General features: G+C 64.4%; 16 protein-coding genes. 10 read left to right on the plus strand and 6 right to left on the minus strand.

The genetic code is table 11. The features are described 5' to 3' along the window. The first annotated feature begins 25 nt into the window (after positions 1–25). Genes BLU17_RS03215 through BLU17_RS03245 form a run of 7 tightly spaced genes read left to right on the plus strand, consistent with a single transcriptional unit; the run spans position 26 to position 6,705 of the window. On the plus strand, positions 26–769 hold the full coding sequence (locus BLU17_RS03215; RefSeq protein WP_245746710.1) for a GntR family transcriptional regulator: 744 nt from the start codon (positions 26–28) through the stop codon (positions 767–769). A 39-nt stretch (positions 770–808) separates the two neighbouring features. Then, complete coding sequence (locus BLU17_RS03220) at positions 809–1,186, plus strand: RidA family protein (protein ID WP_091994346.1); 378 nt, start codon at positions 809–811, stop codon at positions 1,184–1,186. 54 nt (positions 1,187–1,240) lie between these two features. Then, complete coding sequence (locus BLU17_RS03225; RefSeq protein ID WP_091994349.1) at positions 1,241–2,245, plus strand: amidohydrolase family protein; 1,005 nt, start codon at positions 1,241–1,243, stop codon at positions 2,243–2,245. A 2-nt stretch (positions 2,246–2,247) separates the two neighbouring features. After that, a complete protein-coding gene (locus BLU17_RS03230; protein WP_091994352.1) occupies positions 2,248–3,486 on the plus strand; it encodes a Rieske 2Fe-2S domain-containing protein in 1,239 nt (412 codons plus the stop codon). A gap of 35 nt (positions 3,487–3,521) precedes the next feature. Then, positions 3,522–4,523, plus strand: a complete 1,002-nt coding sequence (locus BLU17_RS03235) for a PDR/VanB family oxidoreductase (protein WP_091995052.1) — start codon at positions 3,522–3,524, stop codon at positions 4,521–4,523. A gap of 20 nt (positions 4,524–4,543) precedes the next feature. Beyond that, positions 4,544–5,347, plus strand: coding sequence for a crotonase/enoyl-CoA hydratase family protein (locus BLU17_RS03240; protein ID WP_091994355.1), 804 nt, complete (start codon positions 4,544–4,546; stop codon positions 5,345–5,347). A gap of 23 nt (positions 5,348–5,370) precedes the next feature. Then, a complete protein-coding gene (locus tag BLU17_RS03245) occupies positions 5,371–6,705 on the plus strand; it encodes a 3-hydroxyacyl-CoA dehydrogenase (protein WP_091994357.1) in 1,335 nt (444 codons plus the stop codon). 76 nt (positions 6,706–6,781) lie between these two features. On the opposite strand, the gene BLU17_RS03250 is transcribed toward BLU17_RS03245, so the two are convergent. The 3 genes from BLU17_RS03250 to BLU17_RS03260 all read right to left on the minus strand — a co-directional run bounded on the left by BLU17_RS03250 (position 6,782) and on the right by BLU17_RS03260 (position 10,636). Continuing rightward, entirely contained in the window at positions 6,782–7,525 is a 744-nt protein-coding gene (locus BLU17_RS03250; RefSeq protein ID WP_091994360.1) for a GntR family transcriptional regulator, read from the minus strand. A gap of 494 nt (positions 7,526–8,019) precedes the next feature. After that, a complete protein-coding gene (locus tag BLU17_RS03255) occupies positions 8,020–9,162 on the minus strand; it encodes a porin (protein ID WP_091994363.1) in 1,143 nt (380 codons plus the stop codon). Between the two features lie 79 nt (positions 9,163–9,241). Further along, on the minus strand, positions 9,242–10,636 hold the full coding sequence (locus tag BLU17_RS03260) for a spinster family MFS transporter (protein ID WP_091994365.1): 1,395 nt from the start codon (positions 10,634–10,636) through the stop codon (positions 9,242–9,244). Between the two features lie 915 nt (positions 10,637–11,551). Between BLU17_RS03260 and BLU17_RS03265 the strand changes: the two genes are divergently transcribed. Then, on the plus strand, positions 11,552–12,115 hold the full coding sequence (locus BLU17_RS03265; RefSeq protein ID WP_091994368.1) for a thioredoxin family protein: 564 nt from the start codon (positions 11,552–11,554) through the stop codon (positions 12,113–12,115). 84 nt (positions 12,116–12,199) lie between these two features. On the opposite strand, the gene BLU17_RS03270 is transcribed toward BLU17_RS03265, so the two are convergent. Continuing rightward, on the minus strand, positions 12,200–13,243 hold the full coding sequence (locus BLU17_RS03270; protein WP_091994371.1) for an alpha/beta fold hydrolase: 1,044 nt from the start codon (positions 13,241–13,243) through the stop codon (positions 12,200–12,202). A gap of 539 nt (positions 13,244–13,782) precedes the next feature. Then, positions 13,783–14,400 carry a TetR/AcrR family transcriptional regulator gene (locus BLU17_RS03275; protein WP_281247794.1) on the minus strand — a complete coding sequence of 206 codons (618 nt, stop codon included), beginning with the start codon at positions 14,398–14,400 and terminating at the stop codon, positions 13,783–13,785. A 154-nt stretch (positions 14,401–14,554) separates the two neighbouring features. Here BLU17_RS03275 and BLU17_RS03280 point away from each other — a divergent pair, with 154 nt between their 5' ends. Together BLU17_RS03280 and BLU17_RS03285 are read left to right on the plus strand one after the other, a co-directional pair. Further along, positions 14,555–15,325 (plus strand): alpha/beta fold hydrolase, encoded by a 771-nt coding sequence (locus BLU17_RS03280; RefSeq protein WP_091994377.1) that lies wholly within the window; start codon positions 14,555–14,557, stop codon positions 15,323–15,325. 454 nt (positions 15,326–15,779) lie between these two features. After that, entirely contained in the window at positions 15,780–16,082 is a 303-nt protein-coding gene (locus BLU17_RS03285) for a hypothetical protein (RefSeq protein ID WP_091994380.1), read from the plus strand. A gap of 290 nt (positions 16,083–16,372) precedes the next feature. Here BLU17_RS03285 and BLU17_RS33595 read toward each other — a convergent pair whose 3' ends face one another. Beyond that, positions 16,373–16,747, minus strand: a complete 375-nt coding sequence (locus BLU17_RS33595) for a permease (RefSeq protein WP_281247795.1) — start codon at positions 16,745–16,747, stop codon at positions 16,373–16,375. Between the last annotated feature and the right edge of the window lie 131 nt (positions 16,748–16,878).

The following is a 16,878-nucleotide window of genomic DNA, read 5'->3' on the forward strand; positions in this document are numbered from 1 at the left end:
ACCCGAACACCACAACCGCGTCTCCATGAAACCTGTAGTCGACCTGTCCGTCGAGCTTGAGGGCGCCGCGCCCGACCTGCCCGCAGCCGCGCCGCGCATGCGCGCGAGTCTCGCGAACGACATTCGCGAGATGTTGCAGGCCGAGATCGAAACGGGCCAGCTCGCGCCCGGCACACCAATCGACGAGCGCGCGCTCGCTGCGCGGTTCAACGTATCGCGCACGCCGGTGCGCGAAGCGCTTCAGCATCTCGCGGCGCGCGACCTCGTGGTGATTTCGCCGCGCCAAGGCATTACGGTGGCGCGGCTCTCCATTGCGAAGGTGCGCTCGATGCTCGAGTACATCGGCGAACTGGAGGCGCTTTGCGCGCGTTTTAGTGCGCGGCGCGCGAGCACCACGCTACACGAGGCGCTCGATCGCGCGCTCATGGCCTGCCAGCAGGCCGCGGTGGAAGGCGACGCGGGCAAATACGCACGCGCCAACGCGGTCTTTCACGACACGATCTACGACGGCAGCCGCAACGAGTGCCTTGCAGACCAGATCCGCTCGGCGCGACGCCAGTCGGAACGCTACCGTGTGGCCGACCTGCGCAACCGCAGCCAGATCAGCCGCTCGTTGCAGGAGCACTTCGAGATAGCCCGCGCGATCCAGGCCGGCGACGAAGCAAAGGCCGCCGACCTGATGCGCCGCCACGTTCCCGCAGGCACGACCGGCTTTTCCGAATTTCTCGCGGCCGTGCCGCGTCATTTCTTCGACTTCGGCACCGACTGACAAGCCTGGTCATCCTGAATAATTTGAAACGGAGACAACATGCCTCGCTCGATCGATGTCCCAGGCCTCGCGCACAACGCCCCGATTCCGGTGGGCGCGCGCGTGGCCAACGTGCTGTGCTCGTCGGCGATTGCCGGCAAGGACCCGGCCACCGGCAAGCTCGCGGGTGCGAGCGCCGACCAGGCCCGCCTTGCTTTCGACAACCTCAAGCGCTTTCTCGACGCGGGCGGCGCAACGCTCGCGGACGTCGTGAAGCTCACCGTGTACGTGAAGGACGACAGCGTGCGCGAGCACATCAACGCGTACTGGCTCGCGTTCTGGCCCGACCCGGCGCAGCGGCCCGCGCGTCATGTCGTCGTGCACGAACTGCAGCACGGCATGGCGCTTCAGCTCGAAGCCATGGCCGTGGCGTACTGAACTCCGGCTCATTCCCGCAACGCAAAGCACACCTCCATTGAAAAAGGCCCCAACGTGATCATCGACTCCCACGCCCACGTCGTCATGCCGCCCGAGAGCTTCCGTTACATGGCGGAGCTCATCGGCGGCCGCGCCAATCCGTCCACGAAGCCCAATGTGCCCGACGCCTCGGTGCGCAAGGCCGCCGAAGAACTCGTGCGCAGCATGGATTCGGTCGGCACCGACGTGCAGTTCATCTCGCCGCGCCCTTATCTGCAGATGCATTCGGTCAAGCCTGGGCGTGTGACGGAGCTCTGGTCGCGCCACTGCAACGACCTGATCGCGCGCTTCGTCGCGATGTTCCCCGACCGCTTCCGCGGCGTGGCAGGCCTGCCGCAGTTCATGAACGAGTCGCCGGAAGTGCGCGTGGTGGCGGAGCTCAAGCGCTGCGTGAACGAACTCGGTTTCGTGGGTTGCCTGCTGAACCCGGACCCGACCGAATCCGAAGGCCCGACACCGCCGGGTCTCGGCGATCCGTTCTGGTATCCGCTCTATGAGGCAATGACGGCGCTCGACGTGCCCGCGCTCATTCACTCGGCCGGAAGCTGCAGCCCGCGCGAGTCGTACACGCTCAAGTTCATCAACGAAGAGAACATAGCGGTCATCTCGCTGCTCGAATCGGACGTGTTCCAGAAGTTTCCGAACCTGAAGATCGTGGTGGGCCACGGCGGCGGCGCGATTCCCTACCAGATGGGCCGTTTCCGTTCGTGGGCCGTGCGCCGCAATCACCCGCAAACCTTCGACGAGCAGCTTCGCAAGCTTTATTTCGACACCTGCAACTATTCGAAGGAATCGATCGAGCTGCTGCTCAAGGTCGCCGGCGCCGACAACGTTCTGTTCGGCACCGAAAAGCCGGGCACGGGCAGCGCGCGCGACCCGGTCTCCGGCCGCGACTACGACGATATGAAACCGGTGATCGAAAGCATCGAATGGCTCACCGAAGCGCAGCGCCGCAACGTGTTCGAATGCAACTGCCAGCGCGTCTATACGCGCGCGTTCCGCCAATATAAGGAGGCCTGAACATGGCCATGACCGTCGAAGAGAACGAATTGCTCACGCGCGTCGAAAACGGCGCGCCCATGGGCGAAATGATCCGCCAGCATTACTGGATCCCGGCGGTGCCCTCGGCGAAGCTCGAGGCGGACGGCGCACCCGTGCTGGTGCGCCTGCTCGGCAGGAACTACGTGGCATTTCGCACGACCGACGGCAAAGCCGGCGTGATCGACGAGCTTTGCCCGCACCGCAAGACCTCGATGATGATGGCGCGCAACGAACACAACGGCCTGCGCTGCATTTTCCACGGCTGGAAGGTGAATGTGGAAGGCCAGGTGGTCGAGGCGCCGAACCAGGTGGGCGATCAGGCGCAGTTCTGCAAGCGCGTGAAGACGAGCCAGTATCGCGTGGAAGATCGCGGCGGCATCATTTGGGTGTGGCTCGGCAAGGGCGATACCCCGCCGCGTTTTCCCGACCTGCCGTTCACGCAACTGCCCGCCGATCAGCGCTCGGTCACGAGCGTCGAAGTCCCCACCAACTGGGTGCAGGGTGTGGAAGCCTCGATGGATTCGTCGCACGTGGGCGTGCTGCACGAATCGACCACGCAGATCACGGCGGGCGGCGGCAACGAACGCATGCATATGACGAAGGCGCTCGCGCCTCGCCTCGAATTCGAAGAGCGCCCTTATGGCTATCGCTATGCCGCGCTGCGCGACCTCCCCGACGACAAGATCTACGCGCGCGTGAACAATTTCGTGATGCCGTGGTACGGCATCATCTGTGCGCCTGACGCGAACAGTCCGAGCACGGTGTTCTTTTCGACGCCCGTGGACGACGTCACGCACCGCGCCTGGTTCGTGCATTTCAATCCCACGCGCAAGCTCGGCATGACCGTGATGTCGGCTACGCCGGACGTATGGAACTTCCCGCCACTGCCGCCGGGCACGCGCGAGCAGAGCTTCGGCCAGAACCGCGACCTCATGAGACGCGGCCACGCCACGGGCTTCCATCAGCACCTGGGCACCGAGGACTTCGCAATGTTCCTTGGCCAGGGCCCGATTGCGGACCGCACCACCGAGCAGCTCTGCTCCGCCGACGGCGCCGTGCTGCGCGTGCGCGCGCAACTGCTCAAATCGGCGCGGGAGTTCATGGCCGGCAAGACGCCCACGCTCGCGGACAACCCCGACCTCGACTACTCACGCGCGATCTCGATTGGCGGCGTGTTGCCAGCGGGCACCGACTGGCGCGTGCTGACCGAAAGCGCGTAAATCGCGCGTAACCCCGTATTTCCGGAATGACTTCGATGCTCGCCCCGATGTTCGCCCACTCGCTTCTCACGCTGCGCGTCGCCGCGGTCGACGCTCCGACTTCGCTCATCAAGTCGATCACGCTCGAAGCGGCCGATGGCGCGCTGCTACCCGGCTTCGAGCCGGGCGCGCACCTCCAGGTCGAGATCCCGCCCGCGACGGCGGGCGGCGCAGCGCAGTGGCGCTCGTATTCGCTGATCCATCTCGACCCCGCCGTCGATCCGCGCAGCGGCGTGCGCGCATACCGCCTCGGCGTTCGCCGCGAAGACGAGGGCCGGGGCGGTTCGCGCCACATGCATGCGCTCGAGGTGGGCGCCACGCTCAACGTGCGCGCGCCGGTCAACCACTTCGCGCTCGCCGCGCCGCCGCGCGTGCTGCTCATCGCGGGCGGCATCGGCATTACGCCGATCGTCTCGATGGCGACCGCGCTCGCCGCGCAGCAACGCGACTTCGAGCTGCATTTCAGCGGCCGCACGCGCGAGGCGCTGCCGTTCGTCGACGAGTTGCGTGCACTCGCCGGAGCGAATCTCGTCCTGCATGCCGACGACGACGCGGCCACGCGCCTCTCGATCGACGCATTGCTCGACGGCGCACAGGTGAACCAGCCGATCTACGTGTGCGGACCGGCGGGCATGATCGAAGCCGTGCTCGCCGCCGCGCGCGAGCGCGGCTGGCACGAATGCGATCTGCACTACGAACTGTTTACGGAAGCCGCGCCGCAGGAAGGCGACACCGCGTTCGAAGTCGAGCTGAAGTCGTCGGGCAAGCGCCTCACCGTGCCCGCGGACAAGTCGCTGCTCGACACGCTCGTCGAAAACGGCGTCGACGTGATGTACGACTGCCGCTCGGGCTACTGCGGTTTGTGCACGACCGGCGTGTGCGACGGCGATATCGAGCATCGCGACACCTATCTTTCGGACGCGGACAAGGCGGGCGGCAAGGTCATGCAGGTCTGCGTATCACGCTGCAGGCGCGGCCGCCTCGTGCTCGACCTTTAATACAGACAACGGAATTCGGAATGAGCGAAACCCTGGTTACCTACGAACTCGACGGGGCGGTCGCCCTGATCGGATTGAACCGTCCCGACAAACGCAACGCCATCAACGAGGACGTGATCGCGCAGTTGCGCGACGCCGTCCTGCGCGCCGGCGAAGAAGCCGACGTAGGCGTGCTGTTCGGGCACGGCGGCAACTTCAGCGCGGGTCTCGACCTGCGCGAAGCGCTTTCGCGCGCCACCGGCCAGACCGCGCCGCCGCGCAAGCGCCGCCGCCACTCGTGGCACGAAGTGTTCGACGTCATCGCACGCGGGCCGATTCCGTTCGTCGCGGCGCTGCACGGCGCCGTGGTGGGCGGCGGCCTCGAACTCGCGACGGCCGCGCATGTGCGCGTGGGCGACACGACGGCATTCTTCGGCTTGCCCGAAGGGCAGCGTGGCATCTTCGTGGGCGGCGGGGGCACGGTGCGCATTCAACGTGTGATCGGCTATACCGTGATGGCCGATTTGATGCTGACGGGGCGCCTGCTCTCCGCCGAAGAAGGCATGCGCGAGCACGTCATCACGTATCTCACGCCGCCGGGCGAAGCGCTCGCCAAGGCGAAGGAACTGGCCGCGAAGATCGCGCAAAACGCGCCCGACACCAACTGGCGCATCACCAACCTGCTGCCGCGCGTGAACGATCTCTCGCACGAAGACGGGCTCTTCCTCGAATACATGAGCTCGAACATGGCGCGCTCGCCCGAAACGGCCAGGCGCCTGCAGGAATTCGTGGACGGCAAGGCCAAGCCGCTCGAGCGCCCCGACGCGCGGAAAACCACGGCTTGACCAGGGACGAGGCACAACGAACCATGAATGCAGCAAACGAACTGAATCCGCAGGAAACGGCGGCGCGTGAAGCAGCGCTCGCGCATGTGAAGGCAGCCGAAAAGGCCGCCGCGCAGATTCCCGTCGGCAACGCGGCGGCGCGCCCGATCGCGCGCGCCGCCGTGATCGGCGCGGGCACGATGGGCGGCGGCATCGCCATGGCGCTCGCTGCGGCGGGTATCCCCGTCACGCTCATCGACGCGACGCAGGAAGGTCTCGCGCGCGGCCTCGCCCGCATCGGCGACAACTACGAGAGCAGCGTGAAGCGCGGCAAGCTGGAGGCCGCCGTGCGCGACGAGCGCCTCGCGCGCATCGCGGGCTCGCTCGCCGTCGCCGATGTCAAGCATGCCGATATCGTCATCGAGGCCGTCTTCGAAGACCTCGCGCTCAAGCAAGGCATCTTCCGCGAACTCGACGTGCACGCGAAGCCGGGCGCGGTACTCGCCACCAACACTTCGGGCCTCGACATCGACGAAATCGCCGCGGTGACGAAGCGCCCCGCCGACGTGGTTGGCGCACATTTCTTCAGCCCCGCCCACGTCATGCGCCTGCTCGAAGTCGTGCGCGCGGCCCAGACCGCCGACGACGTGATCGCGACGCTCATGGACCTTGGCCGCCGCATGGGCAAGGTTTCGGTGCTGGCGCGCATCTATCCGGGCTTTATCGGCAATGCGCTCTTTCGCAACTACAACCGTGAGGCGCATTTCCTCGTCGAAGACGGCGCGCTGCCGCACGAAGTGGATGCGGCGCTCAAGGATTTCGGCTACGCGATGGGCATCTTCGCCGTGCACGACATGGCCGGCAATGACGTGGGCTACCAGACGCGCAAGGCGCAAATGGCGACGCGCCCGACCGACCGCCGGTGGAACGATCTCATCCTGAAGCTCGTCGAGATGGGGCGCCTTGGCCAGAAGAGCGGCAAGGGCTGGTATCGGTATGAACCTGGCAGCCGCGAGCCACAGCGCGATGAAGAACTCGAGCGCTTCATCGTCGAGGAATCGGCGCGGCTTGGCATCGTGCGCCGTCCGATTTCCGCCGGGGAAATCGTCAAGCGCTGCGTATACGGCATGATCAACGAAGGCGCGAAGCTGCTGGAACAAGGCGTTGCCTTGCGTGCGAGCGACATCGACGTCGTATATGTGACGGGCTATGGCTTCCCGGCGCATCGCGGCGGCCCGATGTACTACGCGGACCAGATCGGTCTCGCGAGCGTTTATCGCGACGTCAAGCGCCTATACGACGAGTACGGCTACTGGTGGAAGCCGGCGCCGCTGCTCGAAAAGCTCGCGGCGCAAAACGGCCGCTTCGCCGATCTCTGATCGCCTGCTTCGATCGTCTGTCCCGCCGTGCTTTCGCGCACGGCGACTTGCGAGGCGGTCTGACCGCCTCGCGCCATCAGTCGTCGTGCTCGCCGTTGAGCGGGCCGGCCTCGGCCGAAGCCGCTTCGCGCGGATACGCCATCGGCGCGTCGTTGAAAAACTCGGCGGGCAAGGTGGCGAGAAACTCGGAAAAACCCGCGTCGCCGCCCGGCGAGTGTTGCGCCATGACCTCTTCGGCCGTTGCCTCGTCGCCGGAGAGCAAGGCTTGCGCAAGGCGCTGGTGATCGGCGATCACCTTCTCGCGGCGGCTCGGCGCGAGGAACAGCTTCGGACGGTAGCGTGAGATGAGGCGCCGAATTGCGCGAATCTGCTCGGCCAGGTAGTCGTTATGGCACGCCTGGCAGATCACCTCGTGGAATTCCGCGTTGCTGCGCGCGAAACGGCGGGCGTCGCTCTGGTTCAGCGCCTCGACGCCTTCGTCGATCGTGCGCTGCAGCTCCACGCGCTGCGCGTCGTTCATGCGCCGTGCAGCGAGGCGCGCCGAGACGGCTTCCAGCTCATGCAGGAGTTCGAGCATGTCGCGCAGTTGCGGGACCGTCATCTTGGTTACGAACACGCCCTGGCGCGGCACGATTTGCACGTACTGCTGCGCGGCGAGTTGCTGCAGTGCCTCACGAATGGGCGTGCGCGACACGTTGAAACGCGCGGCGAGCGCGCGCTCGTCGAGGGCCGCGCCGGGCACCAGTTCGCCTCGCTCGATTTCCGATTCCAGGAGCGCCTTGATTTCGGCCGAACGGCTCAGTTTGGGTGGCTGACTCATTGAATGACAGACAGTGGGGTTCGAAAGGCCGCGCCGGCAGCGCCATGTTTGGGGCGGGCAGCGGCGCTTAAAATCCATATCATACCGTGCAGGTATACCAAACGCCCAACGGTGTGTTACCCCAATGAGACGGATCGGGCCTGGGGTGGTCCGGAAATGGCCTGCACGGCCCGCCGCGCCTTGCAACGGGTTCCCGGGCGCGCGAGCACGTTCCGGGGGGCCGCCGCGCGCCACGACACGCCGATCGGGCCCCGGCGCCGGGAGGCGCTGCCACGTCGTACCGTCATGGTGCGAAACATTTTGCCTGGCCGTTCGAGTCGGAGTCGCCTTCAATATGCGTGCAGACCCGTGAGGATGCAGATTCGCACCCGGGCACCCGAGGCCGGGAAACCTGCATGGCAATCGATTCGCGTAGTCCTCCACCCGCAGAGGAATCCTAAAAAATGCGCCGGCATCGGGGTTCTCATCCCAACCACCGGCGCACCGGAAAACGTTTAGAACAGGTGGCGAATGCCGATCTGCACGGCCAGCTGGTTAGCCGTAGTCGAAGCGAGGTTACCGTACAGCGAACCGCCCGCGCCCGGCACCGAATAAGGCGTCGAGACGAGGAAACTGTCCGCGAACTTCTGGCCTGCGAACGCGTGCTGGAAGACGCCGAACAAATACACGTCGGTGCGCTTGGAGAGGCGATAGTCCACGCCGGCGCTGTAGAGGTTGTACTTGCCGAGCTTGTGCTGGTCCACGTACGTAAAACCGCCGCCGACCGTGAGCATCGGCGAGAACCTGTAGCTCGTGCCGGCTTCATAGGCGCTCACCGTCACTACGCCGAGCGGGCTCTTCGACGCATTCGTGTAGGTGTACACACCGTTGATCGACCACGCATCGTTCACGTTCACCATGCCGCCAACCGCGACCGTGTAGATCGACTCGGCATCGAGCGCGACCTGCGCCATCGTGCCGACGCCGCGCGCCGCATTGCCGCCATCGGTTTTCGTGATCACGGCGGCCATGGAATACGGCGCGTTGAACGTGCCGGTCGGGCTGTACTTGATGCCTCCGCTTATCACACGCGGGTTGCCGGTCGGCGTGCCGCCGAAAGCGCCCGCAATGTTGCTGAAACCGTACATCACGCCCGCGCCGAAACCATGCCAGTTCGGCGTTTCGTAGCGCACCATGTTGCTGACCGGCTCGCCGGCCAGGCGGTCGATGTCGTAAGCGCCGTGAAACGCATATGAAGGCGCGAACTGCGCGACATTCGTGTAATAGGAGACGTAGTCGTAAATGAAATCGTAGTCGTAGCCGGCGATCAGCGTGCCGAACGTATCGCTCGACAGCCCCACGAATGCGCGGCGTCCGAACAGCGCGCCGCCGTGGCTCGCGGTGCCGGTATTCAGCGAGAAACCGTTTTCCAGCGTGAAGATCGCCTTGAGGCCGCCGCCCAGATCTTCTGCGCCTTTCAGGCCCCAGCGCGACGCCTGGTTAATGCCGTCGTCGAGCTTGAAGAGCGAATGACCGCCCGCGTTGCTCACATAGGTAAGACCATCGTCGATGATCCCGTACAGCGTCACGCTGCTTTGCGCGTGCGCCGCTGTCGCCACCGCGGCCGCTATCGCGCCCGCCCATACCTTCTTCTTCACTTGACGATCTCCTTGTATTGCGGGCTATGGCGCCCGCTTATTTACCGCTGTATTTCCGCCGGCTGTTACCGGCTACGAATTACTTGCTGCGCGAAAGATGGCGCGAGGCGAGGAAGTAGTGGACCGCCGACCACACGAGCACCACGCTCACAGTCAGCATCGCGTAGCGGATGCCGTAGGCCGAGGCGTCGTGACACGCCGAAGCGAATGGCCCTTGAACCGCGGCTGCCGCGCCATGGAGGCCGTGCGCGCCCCCGGCTTCGCAAACCTGCTTGAACTGGCCCGCGGTGAAGAGGCGCGCCGCAAATCGATCGCTAAGGAATCCTACGGCTGTGGGCCCGAGCCCCTGACCCACCAGATTCATGAGAAGGAACACACAAGCCGATGCCGTGGCGCGCATGCGCGGCTCGACAATGCCATGCACGACGGCGAAGGTCGGCCCGTTCCACATGCTCAGCGTGACCGTGGCAACGAAAATCAGCGCAACGGCAACGGGCCAGTGCCCCAGCGTGAACGCGATCGCGACGAGCGGGAAGCCGATCGCCGTGCCTAGCGCGGGCACCCAGGCATACCAGCGGCGGTTCTTCGCGCCCAGCGAATCGGCGAGCAGGCCGCCGAGCATGTTCCCGAAAATGCCGCCCACGCCGATCATGAAGCCGAAGATCAGGCCGGCCTGCGCGAAGCTCAGTCCATAGACGCGGTTCAGATAGATCGGGATGAACAGGTTGATGCCGTATTGCGCGAATCCGGCGACCACGGTGCCCAGCAGCATCTGCACGAAGGCGCGGCTCGTGAAGAGGACCGTGAGCACCTCGCGCAGCGGCGGCACGGGGGCCGCGGCATGCATCGCGCCCTCTTCCGCCCCGCCGCGCTTCGGTTCGCGCAGCGTAAGCCAGGCGAGCAGGCCGAAAGCAAGTCCCGGCAGGCCGACCACGAAGAACACGGGACGCCACCCCATGTGCTGGACCATCAAGCCCCCGCCGAGCGCGCCGGCAAGCACGCCGATGGGCGGCCCGAACGCGTAGATGGAAAGCGCGCTGGCGCGGCGGCGCGGGCCGAACTGATCGGAGATCAACGAATGCGCGGTGGGCGTGCTGCCCGCCTCGCCGATGCCCACGCCAAGCCGGTACAGCAGCAGTTGCCAGTAGGCGCCTGCGGTACCGCACAGTGCCGTCATGATCGACCACGCACCGATCGACAGCGCGATCAGCACGACGCGATTGAAGCGTTCGGCCAGACGCGCGATCGGCAGGCCGAGCAGCGAATAGAAGATCGAGAACGCGAGCCCGTTGAGCAGGCCGAGCTGCAGGTCGCTCAGGTTCATCTCCATTTTCATCGACTGGCCGACGACTGCGATGATGATCCGGTCGACGAAGCTCGATGCGTAGATCAGAACGAGCAGAAGCAGAAACCAGCTGCGATACCAGCCCGCTTCAGACCTGGCTCCCATGTTCTGGGCTGTCAGTTCCTTCATTGTGGTGTCTCCGAGGTGAGCTTCAGGTGGTTGGTCGCCCGCCGTTTGTATGCCACAATGCTTCTGTGGGATTTTTTATTGATTCTCTAGCATAAACTTTGGGTGCGCAAGAATAACCCGCGTCAAACACATCATCGTTTTCACTAGGGGAACTCGTCTAATAAAACGACTCGACGGAGACCGGACGAACCTCGCCGGGCGCCAGCGCCCGCAGGCTCGAGTACGCTGGCGTTGGTGACTCGTGACGAAGAAACATAAGGGGAGCCAGGGACGGCGCAGATCAATTTATTGCTTGCGCAACGAATAGGGTTTACCCGTGACTGGCGGGGCCGTGGCATATCCAGGGCCGGGTTCTGTTTTTATTCGATCGACAAGGCGTCGAAGCTTGCCAGGAAAGAAACGGTCGGCGAACGCGATCCATCGCCCGTACCGGCCCATCTGCGCTGCGCCGTTCAGGCCGGCAGCGCCAAGCCCCGTGAGCGGCAAGAGCGTGACCGCGAGACCGAGCCGCATCGGCAGGCGGCCGGTCGCGAAAAGGCCAGCCGGGGCGCGCGAAAACGAACGGCACAACCGGCAGGATGCAGAGGCGCATTCGTGAGCGCACCGTCCACGAATGCGATGACACGGGTAACATAAGTTCGGTCTACAGACGAAATGCGCCACATGGCGTATTTCGGTGCCCGTGTATCGCGGGCATGTCCGGAACGTGCACGCCGCGCATCGCGGCATCGGCACGTCCGCACCGGCGCGCGAACATGGGCGGATATCAATACGCCGCCGTGTCAGGCGATCTGTATCTCCACGTATCGTGCTCCCACGGCGACACATGCTGTTTCAACGGGGCCGCGGCGGGACATTCTCCAGATACGTGGGAGCGGTCCAATACGCTCGTCTGTTCACTCAAGGAGACCCATCATGCTCGCTCGCCTCAAGATCGCCGCCGTTGCCTTCGGCCTCGCCGCTACCGCCGCGTTCGCCGCTTTTGCCTCCACCGACGAATCGGCGCGCGGCTCCGGCGCGCTGCAAACCGGCGCTCAAGCGCCCAATTTCACGGGCATCGACGCGTGGCTCAACAGTCCGCCGCTCGACCTGAAGCAGTTGCACGGCAAGGTCGTGCTCGTGGACTTCTGGGCCTTCGACTGCATCAACTGCGCGCACACTATCCCGCACCTCAAGGCGCTCGATGCGCGCTATCGCGACAAGGGACTGGTGGTGGTCGGCGTGCATACGCCGGAGTATTCGATCGAGCGCGATACCGCAAACCTGAAGAAGGCGATCCGGCAATATGGCATTACGTATCCGGTCGCACAGGATAACGGCTATGCGACTTGGAATGCCTATGGCAACCAGTATTGGCCGGCCATCTATCTCATCGACCAGAATGGCAAGCTCGTCTATACCCACTTCGGCGAAGGGAATTACGCCCAGACGGAGCAGAAGATTCGGGATCTGCTCGGCATACACGACAAGCAAGGCTAATTGTCTCGTGCCGCCGCCCCTCATATCAGGGGCGGCGGCTATTTTCGGGTACCGCCAGAATCAACCGGTTACGCCGCGCGCCGCTCACAGATGCGTGACCTGCAGGATGGCCTGCGCAAACTCCCGGGGCGCCTCCTGCGGGAGATTGTGGCCGATGCCGCCGCCGATGTTCCGGTGCTGATACTTGCCGGTGAACTTCTTCGCGTATGCGGCAGGCTCGGGATGCGGCGCGCCGTTGGCGTCGCCTTCCAGCGTGATGGTCGGCACCGTGATGGGCGGCGCGGCGGCAAGACGCTGCTCCATGCCGTCGTACTTCGATTCGCCCTGCGCAAGTCCGAGGCGCCAGCGGTAGTTGGAGATCACGACGGCCACGTGATCCGCGTTCTGGAACGACGCGGCGCTGCGCGCGTAGGTGGCGTCGTCGAAATTCCACTTCGGCGAAGCGAGTTGCCAGATGAGCTTGTTGAACGCGTCGCGGTTCGCGGCATAGCCCTGCGCGCCGCGGTCGGTCGAAAAGTAGAACTGATACCACCACTGGAATTCGGCTTTCGGCGGCAGCGGCTTGCGGTTCGCTTCCTGGCTGCCGATCAGATAGCCGCTCACGGAAACCAGCGCCTTCACGCGCTCGGGCCATAGCGCGGCGATGATATTGGCCGTGCGCGCGCCCCAGTCATAGCCGCCGAATACGGCCTGATCGATCTTCAACGCATCCATGAGCGCGACGATATCGACGGCGGTAACGGCTTGCTGGCCGTTGCGCGGCGTGTCGTCCGAGAGAAAGCGCGTCGAACCGTAGCCGCGCAGATACGGCACGATCACGCGATAGCCCGCTGCGGCCAGCATCGGCGCGACCTCGACGTAGCTATAGATGTCATACGGCCAGCCGTGCAGCAGGAACACCGCCGGACCGTTCTTCGGTCCCGCTTCGGCATAGCCCACGTTGAGCAGCCCCGCATCGATCTGCCTGATCGGGCCGAACGATACGCCGCTGCCCGTGCGCGAGTTTCCTTGCTCGCCGCCAGCCGACTGCGCGTGCGCGAGACCGCCGAATGCGAAATCCGCAAGCGTGAGACCAGCTAGCGACGTACCGAGAAGGCGGCGACGCCGGACGTTGACGGGATCAGGCATGACCAGTTCTCCTTTTGGTGTGGATGAGGGCCGCGCCCAAACGGCTTGACCTCATGAATTCGCCCACCGGAAGGCCGGTCGATCAGACTCGCGGTGGGGGGCAAAACGCCTGGAGGAATTTATACTCGCGCACGGAGATCGCTTTGTATCGCAATGTGTACGCCCGAAGTACCTACACAAAGCGAATCAAAAAAGCCGGCGCGCCACGCCGGCGACCAGGCAGCAAAAGATGACTGACGGTTTGCGCAAGAGCCGAGCGCGGCCACGCAGTAGCCGATGAATGCGCGTCGGCATTGAATGCAGACGGGGCCGAAAACGGGAGCGAGTGGCTACAACAGCGTCAACGGCGACGGGGCAGCACATTCGCTCCTGAGCGCCGGGGTTATGACGTGTCGCATGAGCGCAAATACCGCGCGTGGCAACGATGCCTGAAAATATCGGCCCTGTCCGCTGCGAGAGCGCGAATCGACGGTGTCGCTCGCCCGAGTGCCGCATCCCCGAGCCCCAGCTACGTCCAGAAAGCGCTCGCTCTTCGTCCGTCACGTAGATCGTGCGCGTCTGCGCGGCTTCACCAGCCTTTGCACCGCGCCCTCGGCGACATCCTTGAACAGGGCGACGCCGCCATAAGCGCGCGCGGCAAGCATGGCGCCGTAGACCACCGACACGAGCGTTACCGCCTCGGTTTGAACCGACGAATCCAGTTTGATGAGATTGTCCTTCACACCCGATTCGAGCACCCGTTCGAGCCACGAAGCCAGGTTGCCGAAGAACGCTGTCACCCCTTGCGCCACTTCTTCGGGCAGCGATGGGAGCTCGGCGCCCAGCATGCCCGCGACGCAAAACGGAGCCGTGTCGTCCGCAATGCAGCGTTCCCAGTGGCCGATGTAGGCATGCAACTGGACAACGGCGTCGGCGCCACCCGCCAGGAGCGACGCCGCATCGGCGTCGAATGCTTCCTGCCACTCGTTCAACACGGCGATCACGAGATCTGTCTTGGCGGGAAAGTGGTGGTGAATGCTCGCCTTGCGAATGTCGATCGCTTCCGCGATGTCGGCATAGCTGAACCCGTTGTAGCCACGACGCATGATGAGTTGCCGTCCCGCTGCAATGATCCTGTCTGCCGTAAGGTCCCCACTTGCCGTCATTTTACCTACCATCTAGTCGGTTGAATTGTCGATAGCTTACGCCGGGTGGGGACCGATTGCCACTCGCAAAGATTTTCTTGCCTACCAGCCATCCTACTAGTAGGATGGCTTAATCGAACAGGCAATGGCCTGTCGAGTTCCCCGTTACCCATACCGGAGCATGAAAATGAAAATTTCCTCATACGTAACCCGCATCGCCGCCGCCGTCGCCCTTTCGGCCGCCGCTCTCGGCTCGCAGGCCGCCACGGCCGCGCCGGTCAGGAATGTCGTCCTCGTCCACGGCTATTTCGCCGACGGTTCGGGGTGGCAAGCCGTGTCGAAGATCCTCGCGCGCGACGGCTACAAGGTCTCCGTGGTTCAGGAGCCCGAAACTTCGTTCGACGACGACGTCAAGGCGACCACCCGCGTGATCGATGCCCAGGACGGCCCGAGCATCCTCGTCGGCCACAGCTACGGCGGCGCGGTGGTGACCGAGGCCGGCAACGACGACAAGGTCGCGGGTCTCGTCTACGTCGCCGCGTTCCAGCCCGATACGGGCGAAACCCCGCTCGAACTGACCAGGAAGATGCCGCCCGCGACCAAGGCCATCAAGGCGACCGCCGACGGCCACCTGTACATCGATCCGGCCAGTTTCCACGAGGATTTCGCGGCCGACCTGCCCGCTTCCGAGGCCCGCTTCATGGCCATCTCGCAGGTAACACCCGCCGCACAATCGTTCGGTGTGCCAATCACGCACGCCGCGTGGAGAACGAAACCGAGCTGGGCGGTCGTGGCGACGGCGGACCGCGCGATCAATCCCGACCTGGAGCGTTTCATGACACAGCGCGCAGGCAGCAAGACGGTCGAGATCGACTCGAGTCACGTGGCCTACATGTCACACCCGGCCGAGATCGCGAAACTGATCGAGCAGGCCGCAGCGCAATCCAGCAAGGAATGACGCCGCGCGGCGCGCTGCTCGGGCCATGTGCGCGATCCAGCGGCTCACATCGCCGACGCGTACAGGGTCGCACATTGCCAAACGCAATCGACCGGCCCGAGGGCAGCGACAGCGCGCAATCGCTGCCTGACCTATACTAAAGAAACGTTTCAGGAAATCGGGCCATTAGATATTTTCTATTGTCCGTGGTATCGAGCAGTCACATCGCCTCAGCCGCCAGTTATCACGATCTCGTGCAATGTCGTTGCACACGCTGGCCGGCGATGAAATAGCACGCGGCGGACGCGGCTGAACGGAGCAGCAAACCTGCCGGGCGCAGACAAAAGCTGCGCACTGCGACGCGCATCGTCCCAGTGCGGATAAATACACCGACGACGGCGATTGCTCAAATCATGGTCAAGCAGAAGGCGATCGGCTGCGTCGATATTCCAGCCCAAACATGGAGGATTGAGTCATGCAGAAGGCAATCAGCACATTAATTGCGGCGGGTGCAGCGCTTGCGCTGGTGGGCGGCGCTTATGCACAGAGCAACAACACGCTGGCGACCCCGACCACCGTGTCGCCGGCCGCCAATACAACGAGCGCAACGAGCGGCTACGGCACGCCTGGCGCCACGAACTCGGACAGCGGCACGGGCGCCGCTTCGCAGAACTCGCTCTCGCAGAAGAGCACCGACACCAGTTCGACGTCCGACACCAGCGCTTTCGGGAGCAACAATACGCTGGCGACGCCCACCACCGTATCGCCAGCCCACTAGCAACCGTTGAGCATGGCAACCAGGCGCAGATAACGTAGAGCGAACAACCGCTTCGAGCGCCTGGAGCACAGGTGGAGTCGCGACCAGCGCCATGGTTCGCGGAACATCGCCGGGCTTCGCTCAGTCGTGACCGACCATTATTTCCCGCTGCCCGGCGCTAGAAGGAAAAGGCCGCTGCCCTCGTGGATAGCGGCCTTTCTTATTCCCGACATCTTCCTTTCAGTAGTCTGTGTGACACCGATTGGCGGGATGCCCGTCCACGAATACGAATCGGGTTTGTCTGGAGCCGCCTAACGTCGGTTCACGACTCGATTGCGGCCGCATCGAAACGTGCGCCGCTTGATCGGTGAAAGGGCAGGCGTCGTTCTTTCCTGCTGCGAATTCACATCATCGACGATGCTCACGCGAATTCGCGCCCAGCATACCCGATCCTGTGGCCATGTCGCTTCATGCCCGCCATTCATCGAACGCGCCATGGCAACGGCGGCATACGAGCACGACGACGATGCTGCGCCAAGCAGACTCGCCCATGCGATCGAGCGCGGCGAGGCATCCGGCAGCAGCTTCGACAACTCCGCGCGCGAGACCATCACTTCGACGGCCGCCGAGAACAGGAAACCAGGACTCAGGCCCCAGAACAATTGCCAGAGCATGGCGAACGCCATCCACAGGGCGTGCCCGACAGCGGAAAGCGCGTGCGTGGTAACCTCCCCGACGGCCGGGCGGCCGTCGTAGTCCCGTTACCGGCCGCAACCTGCTTGCCTGGCAACCGGGCAGTGGCACAACCGGCAACGCA

It is taken from the genome of Paraburkholderia lycopersici, assembly GCF_900096975.1.
Lineage (GTDB): Bacteria > Pseudomonadota > Gammaproteobacteria > Burkholderiales > Burkholderiaceae > Paraburkholderia > Paraburkholderia lycopersici.